A 17724-nucleotide genomic window follows, 5' to 3' on the forward strand; every position below is an offset into this window, starting at 1 on the left:
CGCCTCAAACGAGGGATGGGCAGCGGCGCCCTCCCGTTGGCAGAGTCCTTACGCGTCCCGACACACACGAGATGGGCCTGGGAGCACTGATGACGACAGGCAAGAGCATCGCCAACCCAGCGGCGGCGGAACTGGCCGGACGGCTTGGTGGACAGGTCCTGCGACCCGGAGAAGACGCCTTCGCCCTGGAACTGGACGGGTTCAACCTGATCACCGAGCACGACCCTGACGTGATCGCGGTCGTGGACGGAGCCGCCGACGTGCGCGAGGCCGTGGCGTACGCCGCCGCCCGGCGGCTGCCGATCTCGGTCCAGGCCACCGGTCAGGGCCCGTCCACCGCCGCGACCGGCGGGCTGCTGATCAGCACCCGCCGGCTGCGGGGCGTGGTGATCGACCCGGTCGCGAGGATCGCCAGGGTCGAGGGCGGCACCCAGTGGTCCGAGGTGATCTCCGCGGCCGCGGCGCACGGCCTCGCGCCCCTCAGCGGGTCCTCCCCGCTCACCGGAGTGATCGGATACACCCTCGGCGGCGGGCTCGGGCTGATGGCGCGCAAGTACGGCTACGCCGCGGACCGGGTCACCGCCGTCGACATCGTCACCGCCGACGGGCGGTCGCACCGGGCCACCGCGGACCGCGACACCGACCTGTTCTGGGCCGTGCGCGGCGGCAAGGGCAACTTCGGCGTCGTCACCGCCCTGGAGTTCGAGCTGATGCCGGTGCCGCGGCTCTACGGCGGCGGGTTGTTCTTCGCGGGCGAGGCGGCCGCGGAGGTGCTGCACGCCTGGCGCACGTGGACCGCGTCCGTGCCGGAGGAACTCACCTCGTCGCTGGCGCTGCTGCGGTACCCGGACGACGAGCCGATCCCGGACCTGCTGCGCGGCCGGATGACCGTGCACGTCCGCGTCGCCTACATCGGCTCCGCCCAGGACGGGGAGTCGCTGCTCGCGCCGCTGCGGGCGTCGGGCCCGCTGATCGCCGACACCCTGGCCGAGATTCCGTACACCGGGTCCGGGGAGATCTACACGTACCCGACCGAGCCGATTCCGTACCACCAGCGATCGATGATGCTCCGCGAGCTCGACGAGGCGACGGCCGACAGGCTGCTTCAGCTGGCCGGGCCGGGGGCCGACTGCATCGATCCCGTCGTCGAGCTGTGGCAGCTCGGCGGCGCGGTCGGCCGCCCGCCCGAGGTGCCCAACGCCGTTGACCACCGGGACGCGGCCTTCGCGCTGGCGACCGTCTCGCTGCCCGACGGCCGCCCCCCGCTGGTCGTGGACGGCATGGCGCCGTGGGGCACCGGGCGCCGCTTCCTCAACTTCCTGGCCGGCCCGGACACGGCGGATCTCGCCGAGGCCGGCTACGAGCCGGCCACCTACGCCCGGCTGGCCGGGATCAAGGCCCAGGTGGACCCGGACAACCTCTTCCGGTTCAACCACAACATCGCGCCACGCCGGCCGACGGCCTGACGTGCGGAGGAGCCCGTGCGCGCGGCCGTGATCGGGCCCGCGATATCCCGTCGATACGCCCCGCTCTCAAGCTGTAGTGGGACCCACGATCTTTGACCCCTCAGGTGTCGAGTCAGGAGGACCTCAATGAAACGACGCAATGTGATGAAGGGCGCGGCGGGCGTTGCCGCCGCCGCGGCCGTGCCCGCCGCCGTATACGCGGCCGACCGCCCGGGTGACGCCCCCGGCCAGGTCCACGACCCGCAGTCCGCCCAGCGCGAGGGCGTGTACACCGAAACGTACAAGGGGCGCACGATCACCGTGTCCGAGACCGACGAGACGGTGCACATCGACGGCCAGCCGCTGCACCTCATGAAGATGGGCGAGGGCGCCTACCTCAGCGCGATGTGCCACTACCGGATGGTGCCCACCCCGCTGGCCGCCGGCCGCCAGGCCGTCGACGAGCTGCGCGGCGCCCAACTGCTCCCGAGCGGCACCCACCACCACGCCTGACCGACCGCCGAGAGAAAGGAGTTCCTCATGGTTCACGTCCGGAAGAACCATCTCGACATGACCGGCGAGGAGAAGAGACGCTTCGTCCGCGCGATGCGCACGATCAAGGAGCAGGGCGTCTACGACGAGCTGGTCCGGATCCACATCGAGATCAACTCGGGCGACTACCTGGCCAAGGACGGGGGCAAGCGCTGGGGCCACATGAGCCCGGGCCTGTTCCCGTGGCACCGCCAGTACCTGCTGGAACTCGAAGAGGCACTCCAGCGGGTCGATCCCTCCGTCACCGTCCCTTACTGGGACTGGACGCAGGACCAGAGCATGGACTCGCCGCTGTGGGCGGACGACTTCATGGGCGGGAACGGACGGCCCGGTGACCGGCAGGTCATGACCGGCCCCTTCGCCCGCTGCAACGGCTGGAGGCTCAACGTCAGCGTGGTGCCGGTCGGCGAGGAGCACCCGGCGTTCAACGGCCACTACACGACGGACGACCGGGACTTCCTCGTCCGCGACATGACCACCGTGAATCCCAACCTGCCGACGACCAAGGAGCTGGAGGACACCCTCGCGCTCACGACCTACGACACGCCGCCGTACAGCTACACCTCCGGCTACGACTCCGAGCCGCAGTCCATGCGCAACCACTTCGAGGGATACGCGAAGTTCCCCTATGAGGCGGAGCTCGGGAAGCTGCACGGCGCCGGCCACACGTGGGTGGGCGGTCACATGCTGTACATCGGATCGCCGAACGACCCCATCTTCTTCCTGCACCACTGCTTCATCGACAAGCTCTGGTCGGTCTGGCAGGAGACGCACCCGGACGTTCCGCACTACCTTCCCGAGACCGAACACCCGGAGGTCCCGTCGCTGCACACCAAGCTCCCGCCCTGGAACACCATGACCCCCGCTGATCTGCTGGATCACACCCAGTTCTACCGCTACGAGTAGGAAGCCCTCGGGGTCCAGGAGACGAACTGCCGCACGACAGTCCTTAGGTTGCATGATTCGGTTGCCATCGGTGTTTCCCTGATGCCGATGGCAACTCTATTGACCTATCGAGTGTTTTGACCCGACACTCTTCCGCGCACGTCATTACATGGGGGGTAATCAGATTTGCGTGAGAGTTACACCTTCCGAATTCTTGGCCCGCTGCTGGTGACCGACGGGGACGAGCAGATCGAAATCGGCGGAATCCGAAGACAGAAGTTACTGGCGACGCTGCTGCTCCAGTCGAACCAGGTGGTCAGCCTCGACCGGCTTGTCGATGCGATGTGGGACGACAAACCTCCCGCGTCCGCCCATGGGCAGGTTCGCATCTGCGTCTCCGGCCTTCGCCGCCTGCTCCGGGCGTGCAAACGCAACAGCGTGATCGAGACGCATCCTTCCTGCTATCGCATCCGGGTGAGCGACGACGCGCTTGACCTCTTCCAGTTCGAGAAGCTGGTCACCCAGGGACGGGCCATGATCCGTGACAACGAGCTGGAGCGCGCCGAAGGGCTGCTGAAGTCCGCGCTCGCACTGTGGCGCGGCCCCGTCGCGGCCGGGCTCGACAGCAGGGTGCTGGGCTCCCTGGCCGTCAAATACAACGAGGACCGACTGATGGTGAGCGAGGAGTACTTCGACGTGGCAGTGAAGCTGGGCCGGCATCAGCAGATCATCGGCGACCTGACGGGTTTCGTCGCCGAGAACCCCTTCCGGGAGCGTGCCTGCGCCCAGCTGATGCTGGCGCTGTGCCATGCGGGTCGCCAGGCCGACGCCCTGGAGACCTTCCGCGAGATCAGAAGACGGTTCACGGAGGACCTCGGCATCGAACCGGCGGAGAGCCTGCACGCCCTGCACCAGTCGATCCTGGTCGGCGACCTCACCTCGCCGGCCCCCTTTTCCCGCGACGTCCCCCCGTCACGAACCCCTCCCTCACGCGGGCAGAAGGGCCGTCCGGGCAAGTCCGCCCTCCTCGCACAGGCCTCGCCGAGCGCCGTCATCAGCGATCCGCTGGAGCAACTGCGCCTGGAAAACGACGTGCTCCGCATCGAGCGCGACGCGCTCCGGCAGGTGGTGCTGTTATGGCTGAACTCGTGGAAGGAGGATTCGGAGGCCTGAGCCGCCTCACACAGCGGCCTCACATCGCGGCACCGCCCGGATCCGGATCCGCTCCCGGGCGGGCCGCGGGCCTGCCCGTCAGTCGTCCCAGTGATCGAGGACCCGGCGACGGATCCCCGCCGGGTACGCCTGGGCGAAGGAGCTGTGCGGGACGCGGTTCTTGCCCGGGGCGGGCAGGAGCCCGTCATGGAAGACGATCGGTCCGGTCTGGGTGGCGCGCTCTTCTTCGGTGTAGCAGTTCAGCAGGGGGTGGACGAAGCCGCGCCACGCCTCCGCCCGGTCGAGGGGGTGGATGCGGGTGGCCAGCGCCCACAACAGGTCGGTGTCGTCGGCGGGGTTGATGTCGTCGTCCAGCACGAAGGTGGCCGCCGTGGCCCGGCCGGAGTGGGATTCGGAGAGCACGTCGCCGATCCGGTGAGTGAGCTCGGCCGAGCTGACACCGGGCAGCCGGTCCCGCCAGTCCTCGGGGACGGTGACGACCATCCAGTGTGCCGCCGCGCGCAGGGGTGACCAGGCGGTCGTGACCGGCAGACCGGCGGCGCGCAGCTCCGCCAGGACCTCGGCCGCCTGGCCGACACCGGTCACCGTGTGGAACTCGTCGACCGGCCGGCCCTCGGCCACCAACGGCCAGATCGGGTCGTCCCGGTGCGTGATGGCCTCGACCGTGTACACCGGCTGCATCGAGGTCTCGGTCGAGGCGTACCCGGCGAACTCGCCGAAGGGCCCCTCCAGCGCGTCGCGGCCGACGGACAGATGCCCCTCGATCACGATCTCCGCGCTCGCCGGCACCTCCAGGTCCACCGTCTCGCACGGGACGACCTCGATCGGCTCGCCGTACAGCGCCCCGATGTACCCGGCCTCGTCGACTCCCTTCGGCAGTGGGATGCCTCCGACGAACGGGATCGCCGGGTCTCCGCCCTGCACCAGCGCGTACGGCATGGGCTCGCCGCGTTCGGCCCACTCCTGCCAGACCATGCCGATGTGCTGCGCCGGTATCACCAGGCCGGTCATGTGCTTGCCGTCGATCAGCATGATCCGGGCGATGGACCAGTTGGTCCACCGGCCGTCCGGTGTCTTCGCGACGATGATCCCCCAGGTGTTGGGATAGCGTCCGCCGTCGAACTCGTGGACGCGGGGCACCGGGAAACGGTCGAGGGTGGCGTCGTCGCCGAGCAGCACGTTCTGCTTGCAGGCCGCCTCGTCGCGGCCGACGCGTTGGGGCGGCACGGGCGCCGCGTGGCGGGCGCGGACCAGGTGCTCCACCAGTTCGGCGGCGGTGGTCGCGGCGGGCAGCCCGACGGACAGGGCGACCCGGGCCAGCGGCGTTCCGGCGGCGGCACTCAGCGCGGCGGGGGCGCCGAGCAGCCGGAAGCCGGGCGCGACGCCCGCCACGCTCTCGAACAGCGGCGCAGGCGACTGACGTTCGCAGGACAGGCGGGTGATCGCTGCGGCCTCCAGGTCCGCGCTCACTGTCCGCGTGATGTGGGTGAGGTCGCCGAGAGCTTCCAGCGCGTCGAGGTAGCCGCGAAGGTCGCTCAACCGGGTCACGGGAGGGTTCATGAACTGACGCTCCTTTGTTCCATGCCGTTGTGATGTACCGGGGCGATGCCGGCCGCGGGCCGTGGCCGGCCCGCCGTGGCCCGCGGAAAGCCCTCCCAGCGCCGGGCTCCGGCAACCTCGATTCCGAACTGGTCGAGGACCCGGGCGACGACGTGGTCGACGATGTCGTCCACCGTGCCGGGGTGGTTGTAGAAGGCGGGCATCGGCGGCACGATCGCGGCGCCCATGCGGGCCAGCGCGAGCATGTTCTCCAGGTGGATCTCACTGAGCGGGGTCTCCCGGGGCACCAGGACCATCCGGCGCCGCTCCTTGAGCGTGACGTCAGCGGCGCGCGCCACCAGCCCTTCGGCGTACCCGGCCCGGATGCCGGCCAGCGTCTTCATGCTGCACGGGATGATCACCATGCCGTCGGTACGGAAGGAGCCGGAGGAGATCGCCGCTGACTGGTCGTCGGGGGAATAGGTGACGTCCGCCAGCGCCGCCACCTCGCGCGACGTCAACCCGGTCTCCAGTTCCACGGTGGCGCGCGCCCAGCGGGTGAGCACCAGGTGCGTCTCCACCTCCGGGTTCCCGCGCAGCTCGGTGAGCAGCCGTACGCCCAGCACCGCGCCCGTCGCACCCGTCATCCCCACGATCAGCCGCATCGCGCCCCACCAATCTTCCGTACACGGAATATCCTTGTACTGAATATACTGACCGGCATGACGAGCACAAGCCCCCGACCACGGCCGAAGCTGGAAGAAGCGCTGCCACATCAGCTCCGCCGGGCCGCGCAGGCATGGACGGCGCTGTGGCAGCAGCGCCTCCCCGACCTGACGAATCCGCAGTTCGCGGTGATGCTCGTGCTGGACGACCACGGCAGCATGGACCAGTCCGCGCTGGGCGCCATGACCGCGATCGACCGTTCCACGCTCACCGTGCTGCTGGACCGCCTGGAGGCGCGTCACCTCGTGACCCGGCGGACAGACCCGGCCAACCGCAGGCGCCGCATCGTCGCGCTCACCGACACCGGCCGGGACCGGCTGGCCACGGCGGGAGAGCAGGCCCGTCAGCTGCACGCGCGGGTGGAGGAGCTGCTGGGCGAGCGCCAGCTCGGGCACCTGGTCGAGATGCTCCGCGCTCTGGGCGACATGGCGGAGCACCCCGACCGCTGACGCCCGCATCCCCTCAATGGAGGGATTGGTCGCGGGGACCGCCGCTGTCAAGGTGATCAGCATCTGAGTGGTCTGCCTTGGAGGGCTGATTCATGGTCACATCAGCAGCGGCGTGGCGGCTCGCCGGGCGCCTCTCCTGCCCGGTGCTGGAGCCCGGGGATGACGGATACGCGGCCGATGTCGCGGGGTTCAACCAGGTTGTGGAGCACCGGCCCCCGATCGTCGTCGGCGTGCGCGACGCGGTCGAGGTGCGGGAAGCCGTCGCCTTCGGAGCCGAGACCGGCACGCCGATCGCGATCCAGGCGACCGGCCACGGCCCCTCGGCCGCTGCCGCCGGGGCCGGACTGCTCATCAACACGCGCCGGATGGCCGCGGTGGCGATCGACCCCGTCGCCCGGGTTGCAAGGGCAGAGGCCGGAACGCAGTGGCACCAGGTCGTCGAAGCGGCCGCCGAGCACGGGCTCGCCCCCCTCAACGGTTCCTCACCGCTCGTCGGTGTGGTCGGCTACACCCTCGGCGGCGGGCTGGCGCTGCTGTCGCGCGCGTACGGCTTCGCCGCCGACCACGTCACCGCGATCGACGTCGTCACCGCCGACGGACGGCTGGTCAACGCCACTCCGGAGCAGCACACCGACCTGTTCTGGGCGCTGCGCGGCGGCAAGGGCAACTTCGGGGTCGTCACGGCCATCGAGTTCGGGCTCGTGCCCGTTCCGCGGTTCTACGGCGGCGGGTTGTTCTTCCCCGGCGAACTGACCGCCGAGGTGCTGCACGCCTGGCGGCTGTGGACCGCGTCCGTTCCGGAGGAGATGTCCTCCTCGCTGGCGCTGCTCCGGATGCCGGACATCCCGCCGATCCCGGAGTTCCTGCGAGGCAGGCTCGTGGCGCACGTGCGCATCGCTCACCTGGGTCCGGTCGATGAAGCGGAACGCCTGGTCAAGCCGCTGCGGCAGACCGCGCCGACGATGGTGGACACCCTCGCGGAGATGCCCTACACCCGCTTCGCCGACATACACAACGACCCGACCTTCCCGATCCCCTACAACGAGCGCTCGATCATGCTGCGGGAGCTGGACGAGAAGGCCGCCGACGACCTGCTCTCCCTCGCCGGCCCCGGCAGCGACTGCACGGACATCGTGGTCGAGCTGCGGCACCTGGGCGGCGCGCTCAGCCGGCCGCCCGCGGTACCGAACGCCGTCGACCACCGGGACGCCGCGTTCTGCCTGTCCACGCTCGGGATGCCCGGCCCGAGCCCCGCGCTCGTCGTGGACGGGATGGCGCGGTGGGGCACGGGCCGCAGCTATCTCAACTTCCTCGCCGGTCCGGAAACCGCCCAGCTGGCCGAGCAGGGCTACAGCCCGGCCACCTACGCGCGACTGGGCGAGATCAAGCGCCGGTACGACCCGGACAACCTCTTCCGGTTCAACCACAACATTCCGCCGCACGCGGCGGGCTCCTGAGCACCCGAAGACGCCGGGTATTTCACCGATCACAAGACGGGAAGGAAACGGTCTCTGATGACTACTGACAGCGCGGTGCGGGCTGAGCCCCGGATCGCACCTGGTGCGGGGTTGATCGGGCTCCGGCTGGGAGCCCTGTTCGGCCCGGTGATCTTCGGAGTCACCGCCGCGGGCGTGGCGCTGCCCGACGTCGCCATCGCCATGGAGGTCGAGCCGGCCGTCGCCGGCTGGGTGCTCACCGCGCACGCCCTGGCGCTCGGCGTGGGCACCGCGCTCTTCGGGCGGCTTTCGGAGAAGTGGGGCGTGCGCAACACGGTGCTGGCCGGGGCGGCGCTGCTGGCCGTCGGCGCGGTGCTGATCCTGGTCGCCTCCAGCTTCGGCCTCCTGATCGCGGGCCGGTTCGTGCAGGCGGCGGGTTCCGGCGCCGTCACCTCCAGCGCCCTCACCCTCGCCTCCTCGGCCGCCCCGGATCAACGCCCCAAGATCCTCGGCATCTTCGGGGCGACCATGGCGATCTGCTCCTCCACCGCCACCCTCGCCGGAGGGATGGTGACCGACTGGATGCACTGGCGGCTCACCCTCGTGCTGCCGGCGCTCTCCCTGCTGGTGGTGCCCTTCTGCCTGGAACTCGCGGCCACCCGCCCCGGCTTCGGACGGGCCGTCGACCTGATCGGCGGGCTCCTGCTGGGCACGGTCGCCACCTCGGTGCTCCTCCTCATCCAGGCCTCCTCGCTCGACCTCGCCACCCCGGTCGTGATCCTGCTGGCGGTCCTGCTGGTGGTGTCGGTGGCGGGCCTCGCGCTGCGGATCAGGAGCGAACCCGACGGCTTCGTGCCACGGCCGCTGACCACGAACCGCACATTCCTGATCGCGGCGGTGGTCGGCCTCGGCGGCTACGCCGGGCTGTTCGCCGCGATGTACGCGGTGCCGCAGATCCTCGCCATCCAGTACGGCTGGAGCGTGTTCAAGGTCGGGGCCTGGCTGCTGCCGGGCGCGGTCGTCGGGGCGGTCTTCGCGCGGCTGGCCAGCAAGCTGACGACGAGCAAGGGCGGCAGCGTCCTGCTGGCGGCGGCCGCCCTGAGCTGTGCGGCGTTCCTCGGCATCGTCGGCCTGGTCGACGGCGGCATCGTCGTGATGCTGATCGGCACGTCCATGGGCATGGCCACCTTCGCCGTCACCCAGGTGCTCACCACCGCGGTGCTGTCCAGCAGCCTCCAGCCCCTCCAGCGCGGCGGTGCCATCGGCGTGCTCAACCTCATCTTCTTCGTCGGCGGCGGCATCGGCTCCGCGACCACCGGGACGCTCTCCGAACACATGGAGCTCAGCAGCGCGCTCGCCGTCGTCGCCGTGCTCCCGCTGCTCGCGGCTCTCGTCGCTCTGCTGCTCCCGCCTGCCCGGCCGCAGCAGGCGGCCTGACCGGGAGCGACCGTTCTCTCCCCCCAACGCCCTGGCGTTGGGGGGAGAAACGATCCACCGGCGCGCCGCCGACGCCAGCGCGATCAGCGTGGTTCAGCGTGGTTCAGCGTAATTCAGCGGTCGATGTTGACGTAGTCGCTCCGGCCGGCCTCGCCCCAGGCCTCCAGGACGTCGGGCTGCGTGGTCACGCGCGTGTCGCACTTCTTGTAGGTGTTGAATTGCGCGACGGCCTTGATGTTGGGATGCCTTTCCAGGGCGGGCACCAAATTGCGGTACCACTGCGCCTGCGCGCCCTCGTCCTCCGGGTCGGCGACAGTGCCGTACTCGGCCAGCATGATCGGCTTGTCCTCGAAGCCGTTTCGCTGGAGCCATTGGTACCAGCGGCCGAACGCCACGTCCGGCGAGCGCCATTCGTTGTCGCGGCAGACGTAGTAGTTGAACGGGTCGTAGCCGATCCAGTCGACGTATTCGTCGCCCGGGAAGAAGGTCGGGGTCGTGTGCTCGTGCCCGATCCAGCCGACATGGATCCAGGTCCAGATGGCGTTGTCGGCGCCTTCCTCCTGGAAGATCTCGTAGACGTGGCGGTACGCCTGGACGTAATCCGGGCCGTCGCCCTGGTCCGGGTGGCGGGCGCCCTCGGCCTCGTGGTCGAAGGCGAGGAAGATCGGCTGGCCGAACTCGGCGATCCGCCGCGCCGCCGGGCGGATGACCTCCTCGTCGTACTCGCCGCTGGCCACGTCCGCCCACGTCGCCCGGGCGCCACCGTCGTGGTTGCGGGTGGTCCAGTTGACCAGGAGTGTGCGCTCGCCGTTACCCGTGAGCTGCTGCTCTCCCTCGTCCGGGAAGGGCGAGGAGAAATCGTGGTAGCGGTGGACGATGTCGAAGGGGCGCTGGATGTCCTCCTCGATGCCGGTCACGGTCGCGGGGAGGTCCCCGCCCTCGGGCTTGGTGTAGATGCCCCAGAGCACGCCGCAGTTCGGGACGAGGATCTCGTTCTGGGTGCATTCCTCCCTGGCCTCGGCGGCGTCGGTGGAGGCACCATTCGCGGCGGAGCCGCTGATCGCCAGAGGACTCACGACGACCGCCGCGAGCGCCGCCGCGGCCAGACTCCACCTGCGGCGACGCCGCCACGAACGGCGCGTTGGGGCATGGTCGTTCATGATCGCTCCCAGTCAGACGAAACGGCTTGATCTTCTCGCGTGGCATACGGCACAACGCGCGTGAACCAGCCCCCGAGACGCCCGGCAGAGGACATTCACAGGCGCCTCTCCTCACCCCGCGTCCACAGCAGCACCTGCAAACACGAAAATGGATTATGTTTGCCCCGGTGCCGCCGCGTCCAGAACTGCTCTGAACGGCTTTCAAACCCCTCAAGAGTTTTTCGGCCGTGTGAAGGCGGTGTGGCCGTGCCTGAACCCATCGGTGACCAGCGGCACCTCGAGAGGTGGGCGTACGAAGCGTACGGTGACGGCCAGGCCGCCTTCGGGACGTGCGCTGATGGTGAGGGGGGCGTGGTGAGCTCGGGCGACGGCATGGACGATGGCGAGGCCGAGGCCGTAGCCGTCGCGGCGGCCGTTGCGATCGGGCGCCAGTCTCTGGAAGGGCTGAACGAGGCGCTGGATCTGGTCGTCGGGGATGGCCGGCCCGCTGTTGGTGACCGTCAGGGTCGCCCGCGTCCCCGAGGTCTGCGTGGCGATCTCCACGTGCCCGCCAGGGTGGTTGTGGCGGATGGCGTTGTCGACGAGGTTGGCGATGAGGCTTTCGATCAGTCCCGGGTCCCCGGCCGTCACTGCGGGCGTGAGGCGTTCGGCGAGGTCGATGCCCCTTTCTGTTGCCCGGCCGCGGCGGGAGGCGAGCACTCCTCGGACGACGTGGGCGAGGTCGAGGGTGTCGCGGCGGGCGACGCCGCCCTCGCCGGTGGCCAGGGCGAGCAGTGCCTGGACGAGCCGCTCCTGGTGTGCGCCGAGAGCGAGGGCCTCCTGGCAGGCCGAGCGCAGGGTGCCGGCGTCGGCATCGGGGTCGGCAAGGGTGACCTCGAGGAGGGTCCGCAGGCCGGCGAGGGGGGTGCGCAGCTCGTGGGAGGCGTTGGCGACGAAGTGTCGTTGAGCGTCGAAGGAGGCTTCGAGGCGGGCGAAGAGGTCGTCGAGGACGGAGCCAAGCTCGGTCAGCTCGTCGGCGGGCTCGCCGAGGTCGAGGCGCTGGTGGAGGTTTCCGGCCGAGATGGCCTTGGCGGTGGCGGTGACGGCCCGCAGGGGCCTGAGGAAGCGGCCGGCGACGAACCAGCCGGCGGCGAGGGCGATGGGGATGAGGAGGGCGAGCGCGACGGCGGAGCCGACGAGGAGCTGGTGCGGGCCGATCCCCTCCCCGGTGCCGGTGATCGCACCTGGCGCCTGGCTTCGGGCGGGAACGGTCGACTGGATGCCGGCCAGGGGGACGGTGACGACGGCGAGGACCACGATCCCGGCGACGTAGATGCCCGCAGCGTAGAAGAGCGCGAGCCGGGTCCGCAGGGACCGTCTGGGGAGCGGCCGGGGGTCGGTCATGGCGGCCCGATCCGGTAGCCGCCCTCGCGGATGGTCTCGATCACCGGCGGGTCGCCGAGTTTGGCCCGCAACCGGTGCATGGTGTGCTTGACCGCGGACGTGAAGGGGTCGGCCGCTTCGTCCCAGACGCGTTCGAGGAGTTCCTCGGCGGACAGAACCAGGCCGGGCGAGGCCAGCAGGCATTCAAGGAGCGCGAACTCCTTCGGGCTGAGCTCAAGGCGCCGGCCGGCGCGGAACGCCACCCGGCGAGCCGGATCCAGGGTGATGTCCCCGCAGGAGAGGGTGGGAGGAACCGGTGGGGTGGCCCGGCGGGCGAGGGCCCGGACACGGGCGACCAGTTCGGCGAAGGCGAACGGCTTGGGCAGGTAGTCGTCCGCACCGAGGCTGAGCCCGTCGACGCGGTCCTTGACGGTGCCGGCCGCGGTCAGCATCAGCACGCGGGTGCCGGAGCGGTCGCTGGCGAGTCGCCGGCAGATGTCGTCGCCGCCGACGCCGGGCAGGTCCCGGTCGAGGATGACCACGTCGTAGCGGACGGCGGCCACGCGGGCAAGGGCGTCGGTCCCGTCCAGCACGACGTCGACGGCCATGCCCTCGCGGCGCAGCCCGGTGCCGATCGAGCGGGCCAGCACCTCGAAGTCCTCGGCCACCAGGACCCTCACCGCGGATCACCGCCTGTCGTACGGGGAGGGCGGCGTGGCGGGCCGCCGGTTTGGGGTGCCATGCACCCAACGATGCCAGGCAGCGGGTTCCAACCAGGTCGCAGCGGCCGAGACCGGGCGGGAACCAGGCGGCATGTACAACAACCGGCATGAGACCACACCGAGCTGGCCGCTCACCCCGATGAGCGCCGCAGAGATCGCCGTCGCCGGGCTGCGCAAGCGGTACGGGGCGACCCGGGCCCTCGACGGCATGTCCTTCACCGTCCGCCCGGGGCTGGTGACCGGCTTCGTGGGCCCGAACGGGGCCGGCAAGTCCACCACGATGCGGGTGATCCTCGGCCTGGATGCGGTCGACGAGGGCACCGCGCTCGTCGAGGGAAGGCCGTACCGCAGCCTCCGGCACCCGCTGAGCCACGTCGGTTCAATCCTGGACCCGGCGGCGCACCCCAGCCGGAGCGCTCGCAACCACCTGCTGTGGCTGGCGCATTCACAGGGCCTGGCCGCGCGGCGGGTGGACCAGGTGATCGAGCAGGTCGGCCTCGCCTCCGCGGCCCGGCGCAAGGCCGGCGGCTACTCGCTGGGCATGCGGCAGCGGCTCGGCATCGCCGCGGCCCTGCTGGGCGACCCGCCGATCATCATGCTCGATGAGCCGTTCAACGGCATGGACCCCGACGGCATCGTATGGATGCGTGGCTTCCTGCGGTCGCTGGCCGCTCAGGGCCGCGCCGTCCTGGTGTCCAGCCATCTGATGAGCGAGGTGCAGGACGCCGCCGATCACCTCGTCGTGGTCGGGCGCGGCAAGGCCATCGCCGACGCCGGCGTGGCCGACCTGATCGCGGCCGCGTCCGGGAACCGGGTGGCCGTGCGTACCACGGCTCGGCCGGACGCGACGACGGTGCTCGGGCGTGCCGGCGCCGCCGTGGTGGCTACCGGCCGGGACACCATGACCGTCTCCGGCCTGCCGGCGGATCGCATCGTGGCGTTGCTCAGCCAGAGCGCCGTCCCGTTCTCGGAGGTCTCGGCGCACCGCGCCACGCTGGAGGACGTCTACCTGGAGCTCACGCGCGACGCGGTTGAGTTCCGCGCCGCGAAGCCGCGGGAGGTGTCGCCGTGACCCCCACCGTTACGCCGTACCGATCCGGCCAGCGGGAGGGGCGGGACGGCTTCCTCCAGTTGCTGCACGCGGAGTGGACGAAGTTCCGCACGGTCCGGGCCCTGGTGACCGGCGTGGTGGCTGCGGCGCTGATGGTGGTGCTGATCGCCCTGCTCGCCGGGGCCAGCAGCGATCAGAAGGGCTCACCGCCCGTTCCGGTCGGACCGGGCGGTGAACCGGTGACCGACAGCTTCTACTTCGTGCACCAGCCGATGGCCGGAAACGGCAGCATCACCGTCTCCGTTTCCGCGCTCAGGAGCAGCATCCCCGAGGGCCCCGGGGACCTGCGGCCCGGCACCGTGCCGTGGGCGAAGGCCGGGCTCATCATCAAGGAGAGCACCCGTCAGGGATCGCCCTACGCGGCGGTCATGGTGACCGGCAGCCACGGCGTGCGGATGCAGGACAACTACGTCAACGACACGGCCGGCCTCCCCGGCCCCGTCTCCGCCGCGTCTGTTCGCTGGCTGAGGCTGGACCGCTCGGGCGATGCGGTCACCGGATATGCCTCCGCCGACGGCACACACTGGACCACGGTGGGCACCGTGCACGTGCGCGGGCTCGGACCGACCGCGCAGGGCGGGCTGTTCGTCGCGTCTCCGCCTTCCGTGCAGGGCATGGGCACACGCGGCAGTGTGTCCACGGCCGTCTTCGAAGATCTTCGTGTCCAGGGGGGCTGGGCCGGTGGCGCCTGGACAGGCGATCAGGTGGGACCCGAATCCCCCAGCTTCGCCGGCTACCCGCAGAGCACGGCGGGTTCGTTCACGGGATCCGACGGCGACTTCACGGTGACCGGCGCCGGCGACATCGCGCCCGCCGTCCGCGGCACCCTGCCGACCGGCGGCACCCTCAAGGACCTCCTCACCGGCACGTTCGCCGCGCTGATCGCGGTGATCGTCGTGGGAACGCTGTACATCACCACGGAATACCGGAAGAACCTGATCCACGTCACCCTGGCCGCCAGCCCGAGACGGAGCCGGGTGCTGATGGCCAAGGCGATCGTGCTGGGCGTCGTCACCTTCGTCGCCGGGCTGGCGGGAGCGGTCGTCGCGGCTCCGGCCGGCGAGCGGCTCGCCCGGGCCAACGGCGTCTACGTCTTCCCGGTGTCGTCCTCAACCGAACTGCGGACGGCGCTCGGCACCGCGGCGCTGCTCGCGACCGCCTCGATCCTGGCCCTTGCCGTCGGCGCCATCGTCCGGCACGGCGCCGGCGCGATCACCGCCGTCCTTGTGGCCATCGTGCTGCCCTGCGTCCTGATCGCCAACCCGTTCATGCCCGCGAGCGTGTCGGACTGGCTGACGCGGGTGACGCCGGCCGCGGCCTTCGCCGTCCAGCAGACGCTCGTGCCGTATGACCAGGTCACGAGCATCTATACGCCGTACAACGGCTACTACCCGCTGGCACCGTGGGCCGGGCTCGCCGTCCTGGCCGGCTACGCGGTGGCAAGCCTGGCCGTAGCAGCCGTCCTTCTCCGCAGGAGGGACGCATGAGACCGGCCCTGCACGCGGAATGGACGAAGATACGGACCGTCGCCGGCCCCCTGTGGCTGCTGCTCGGCATGATCGCGGCGACAGTGGCCCTGAGCGCCGGGGCGGCCTCGGTGGTGACATGCACGTCCGCCGGCTGCGGCGGCGACATGACCAGGCTCTGCCTCACCGGCGTCGAGCTCGGCCAGGCGTTGGTCGCCATCCTGGCCGTGCTGGTCATCAGCGGCGAGTACAGCTCGGGCATGATCCGCACCACGCTCGCGGCGATGCCGCGCCGGGGCACCGTCCTCGCGGCCAAGGCCATCACCCTCACCGGTGTCGTGGCCGCGGCTGGAACCATCGCGGTCCTCGGGTCGCTGCTGGCCGGGCGGTTCATCCTGCCCCGCCACGCCTTCACCGCCGCCCGCGGCTACCCGGCCCTGTCCCTTGCCGACGGGCCCACACTGCGCGCGGCCGTCGGGTCGGTCCTCTACCTCGCCCTGATCGCCCTGCTCAGCCTCGGCATCGCTGCCATCGTGCGGGACTCCGCGACCGCCATCGGGGTCGTCCTCGGCCTGCTCTACCTTCTCCCCGTCATCTCCCAGGTGATCGGCAATCCGCACGTGCGGCGCCTGCTCCAGCAGATCGGGCCGATGAGCGCCGGGCTCGCCATCCGGGCCACCACCGATCTCCACAGCCTGCCCCTCAGCCCCTGGGCCGGTCTCGGCGTCACCGCCGGGTGGGCCGCCGCCGCGCTCGTGGCCGGCGGCCTGCTGCTGCGCAGACGCGACGCCTAGGCCCTGTCCGGGCGATCTTGTCGGATCAGCCCGCGGCGTCAGACGCGGTGCATCGCAAGGCGGAGGGTCGCCCTCGTACTGGGCGTACTTGGGCAAACCGTACACCCTTGTAGCTCAGGGAGTCACCAGGTCAGCGGGCATGAAGGAGCCCCGTCCCCGGTCGTGGCCGGTCGGGGACGGGGCTGGTTGTCCCTCACCGTCGTGTGGCACTCACGTGAGCGCACCATCGGTGCGCCGTCGAGCGGGAGGGGCGGGAGCGTGAGCGATGCGTGCGCTCACCTCTGCGCGGTGCTCCCCTCCGGGGGACTTCCCCACCAGGCTCCGCCCCGAGCACCCGAGGCGGAACGGGTGGGATCTTGCGACCCGCACGGCCGGGAGTGAGCACACGCGGCCCCCGACCGTACGGGGGTCATCGGCGGGTCAGCCGGTGTCCTGACCGGTCCCGATGAGGTAGCCGCCGAGTGCGGCGACCACCATGAACGAGGTCAGCACAAGCGGCCCGGCGAACCGCCCCGCCCAAGCTATGGCGCGCCGCCAGCAGGCGCCCCAGCGTCCGGGGGCGCGGTGCGTGGCGGGTGTCCGATCGGCCGTGCTGGCGGTGCCGGGCGGGGTTGGCGTGGCCGTGCCGTGTCCGTCCGGGGTGTGTGTGGGTTCAACGCGCCAGTGACGCTCAACGGTCACGAGGAACTGACTGTGATTCGGTCCGTGTTCCTGGTGTGGAGGATGGCCCAGCGCGCGACGGGATCGGGATCGCTGTCCACGCGCCCGGACGTGGCGGGGCAGGTGGTGCACTCGGCGAGATAGATCCCGTCCGGTGCTCCCTGCGCGCGTTCGGCGGTGAGCACCAGGTCGTTGCCTCTCAAGATGGTTCGCGTCACTGCCACGCCCCCGGCTCGACCTTGTAAGGGCGGGTGATGTGCTCGCGGTAGCGGACGTGCCCGGGGTTGTTCCTCAGATGCGCTAACGCCCAGGTGGCTCCGGCGTCGGCGTTGCCGGACACTCCGCATCGCGCGTCGCACGTCACGCACTGCATGACGAACGTGAGGGGCTCGGCGTCGGGGCCGGTGTCCGGCATGATCGTGTGCTCCCGGAACCGGTACGTCGCGCGGGTCATGCCCGCCTCCTTCCGGCGGAAGCGGCCCTCTTGCTGTGGTCGGGGTGGCGCTTGAGCAGCACGGCACAGTCGGTGACCTTGCTCAGGTCCCCCGCCTGCCGCGCCGCTTCCCTCTCGCGCTCCAGGCGGGCGCACTCGGCACAGTTCGCGCTCATGACACGCCTGCCAGGCGCTGTGCCTCTTCCAGCCGTCGCGCTATCGGGCATGACTGGTCGGGCGTGCACGTGTGGCACTCGTCCCGGTGCATGAGGTACGCGGCTTGGAGTTGTTAAAGGTCAGCGGTTCGGGGGTGTTCGGAGACGACACGATCTGTGGCCGTATCTCTCACCAGTGACCCCACGTTCGGGTGACCG

General features: G+C 70.7%; 19 protein-coding genes. 10 read left to right on the plus strand and 9 right to left on the minus strand.

The annotated features are described in order from the left end of the window. Positions 1–89: 89 nt before the first annotated feature. The 4 genes from bagG (at position 90) to bagI (ending at position 4055) form a co-directional block, all read left to right on the plus strand. Positions 90–1466 (plus strand): bagremycin/ferroverdin biosynthesis FAD-dependent oxygenase BagG/FevA2, encoded by a 1377-nt coding sequence (gene bagG, locus ACTWQH_RS03590; RefSeq protein ID WP_443284808.1) that lies wholly within the window; start codon positions 90–92, stop codon positions 1464–1466. Between the two features lie 126 nt (positions 1467–1592). Further along, positions 1593–1958, plus strand: coding sequence for a tyrosinase family oxidase copper chaperone (locus tag ACTWQH_RS03595; protein WP_443284809.1), 366 nt, complete (start codon positions 1593–1595; stop codon positions 1956–1958). A 27-nt stretch (positions 1959–1985) separates the two neighbouring features. Further along, the gene (gene bagH / locus ACTWQH_RS03600; protein ID WP_443284810.1) at positions 1986–2903 is read left to right on the plus strand and encodes a bagremycin/ferroverdin biosynthesis o-aminophenol oxidase BagH/FevF; all 918 of its coding nucleotides are present in this window, start codon (positions 1986–1988) and stop codon (positions 2901–2903) included. Positions 2904–3110: 207 nt separating this feature from the next. Beyond that, positions 3111–4055 carry an AfsR/SARP family transcriptional regulator BagI/FevR gene (bagI, locus tag ACTWQH_RS03605; protein ID WP_443284811.1) on the plus strand — a complete coding sequence of 315 codons (945 nt, stop codon included), beginning with the start codon at positions 3111–3113 and terminating at the stop codon, positions 4053–4055. Between the two features lie 78 nt (positions 4056–4133). On the opposite strand, the gene bagN is transcribed toward bagI, so the two are convergent. Further along, positions 4134–5615 (minus strand): bagremycin/ferroverdin biosynthesis UbiD family decarboxylase BagN/FevL, encoded by a 1482-nt coding sequence (gene bagN, locus ACTWQH_RS03610; RefSeq protein ID WP_443284812.1) that lies wholly within the window; start codon positions 5613–5615, stop codon positions 4134–4136. Further along, positions 5612–6259, minus strand: coding sequence for a bagremycin/ferroverdin biosynthesis UbiX family decarboxylase BagM/FevK (gene bagM, locus ACTWQH_RS03615; protein WP_443284813.1), 648 nt, complete (start codon positions 6257–6259; stop codon positions 5612–5614). The genes bagN and bagM overlap by 4 nt, the downstream gene beginning before the upstream one ends. A 57-nt stretch (positions 6260–6316) precedes the next feature. Between bagM and bagL the strand changes: the two genes are divergently transcribed. From bagL to bagJ, 3 genes are all read left to right on the plus strand, one after another. Then, positions 6317–6769 (plus strand): MarR family transcriptional regulator BagL/FevM, encoded by a 453-nt coding sequence (gene bagL, locus ACTWQH_RS03620; protein WP_443284814.1) that lies wholly within the window; start codon positions 6317–6319, stop codon positions 6767–6769. 92 nt (positions 6770–6861) lie between these two features. Continuing rightward, a complete protein-coding gene (gene bagK, locus ACTWQH_RS03625; protein WP_443284815.1) occupies positions 6862–8226 on the plus strand; it encodes a bagremycin/ferroverdin biosynthesis FAD-dependent oxygenase BagK/FevA1 in 1365 nt (454 codons plus the stop codon). Between the two features lie 57 nt (positions 8227–8283). Beyond that, the gene (gene bagJ / locus ACTWQH_RS03630; protein WP_443284816.1) at positions 8284–9642 is read left to right on the plus strand and encodes a bagremycin/ferroverdin transporter BagJ/FevB; all 1359 of its coding nucleotides are present in this window, start codon (positions 8284–8286) and stop codon (positions 9640–9642) included. A gap of 113 nt (positions 9643–9755) precedes the next feature. On the opposite strand, the gene ACTWQH_RS03635 is transcribed toward bagJ, so the two are convergent. The 3 genes from ACTWQH_RS03635 to ACTWQH_RS03645 all read right to left on the minus strand — a co-directional run bounded on the left by ACTWQH_RS03635 (position 9756) and on the right by ACTWQH_RS03645 (position 12844). Next, a complete protein-coding gene (locus tag ACTWQH_RS03635; protein ID WP_443284817.1) occupies positions 9756–10718 on the minus strand; it encodes a glycoside hydrolase family 26 protein in 963 nt (320 codons plus the stop codon). Between the two features lie 294 nt (positions 10719–11012). Continuing rightward, on the minus strand, positions 11013–12185 hold the full coding sequence (locus ACTWQH_RS03640; protein ID WP_443284818.1) for a sensor histidine kinase: 1173 nt from the start codon (positions 12183–12185) through the stop codon (positions 11013–11015). Further along, the gene (locus ACTWQH_RS03645; protein WP_443284819.1) at positions 12182–12844 is read right to left on the minus strand and encodes a response regulator transcription factor; all 663 of its coding nucleotides are present in this window, start codon (positions 12842–12844) and stop codon (positions 12182–12184) included. The genes ACTWQH_RS03640 and ACTWQH_RS03645 overlap by 4 nt, the downstream gene beginning before the upstream one ends. Before the next feature lie 181 nt (positions 12845–13025). Between ACTWQH_RS03645 and ACTWQH_RS03650 the strand changes: the two genes are divergently transcribed. From ACTWQH_RS03650 to ACTWQH_RS03660, 3 genes are read left to right on the plus strand one after another with little or no spacing between them, the layout of a single operon-like run. Next, entirely contained in the window at positions 13026–13958 is a 933-nt protein-coding gene (locus tag ACTWQH_RS03650) for an ATP-binding cassette domain-containing protein (protein ID WP_443284820.1), read from the plus strand. Further along, positions 13955–15484 (plus strand): ABC transporter permease subunit, encoded by a 1530-nt coding sequence (locus ACTWQH_RS03655; RefSeq protein ID WP_443284821.1) that lies wholly within the window; start codon positions 13955–13957, stop codon positions 15482–15484. The genes ACTWQH_RS03650 and ACTWQH_RS03655 overlap by 4 nt, the downstream gene beginning before the upstream one ends. Further along, a complete protein-coding gene (locus ACTWQH_RS03660; protein WP_443284822.1) occupies positions 15481–16257 on the plus strand; it encodes an ABC transporter permease subunit in 777 nt (258 codons plus the stop codon). The genes ACTWQH_RS03655 and ACTWQH_RS03660 overlap by 4 nt, the downstream gene beginning before the upstream one ends. Positions 16258–16677: 420 nt before the next feature. On the opposite strand, the gene ACTWQH_RS03665 is transcribed toward ACTWQH_RS03660, so the two are convergent. The 4 genes from ACTWQH_RS03665 to ACTWQH_RS03680 are packed head-to-tail and all read right to left on the minus strand — an operon-like array spanning position 16678 to position 17526. Further along, a complete protein-coding gene (locus ACTWQH_RS03665) occupies positions 16678–16938 on the minus strand; it encodes a hypothetical protein (RefSeq protein WP_443284823.1) in 261 nt (86 codons plus the stop codon). Next, complete coding sequence (locus ACTWQH_RS03670; protein ID WP_443284824.1) at positions 16935–17141, minus strand: DUF7848 domain-containing protein; 207 nt, start codon at positions 17139–17141, stop codon at positions 16935–16937. The genes ACTWQH_RS03665 and ACTWQH_RS03670 overlap by 4 nt, the downstream gene beginning before the upstream one ends. Further along, positions 17132–17371 carry a DUF7848 domain-containing protein gene (locus ACTWQH_RS03675; RefSeq protein ID WP_443284825.1) on the minus strand — a complete coding sequence of 80 codons (240 nt, stop codon included), beginning with the start codon at positions 17369–17371 and terminating at the stop codon, positions 17132–17134. Before ACTWQH_RS03675 ends, ACTWQH_RS03670 begins: the two co-directional genes overlap by 10 nt. Further along, the gene (locus ACTWQH_RS03680; protein ID WP_443284826.1) at positions 17368–17526 is read right to left on the minus strand and encodes a hypothetical protein; all 159 of its coding nucleotides are present in this window, start codon (positions 17524–17526) and stop codon (positions 17368–17370) included. Before ACTWQH_RS03680 ends, ACTWQH_RS03675 begins: the two co-directional genes overlap by 4 nt. Positions 17527–17724: the final 198 nt, after the last annotated feature.

Origin of the sequence: Streptomyces sp. 6N223, assembly GCF_052246635.1 — a bacterium.
Taxonomy (GTDB): Bacteria; Actinomycetota; Actinomycetes; order Streptomycetales; family Streptomycetaceae; genus Streptomyces.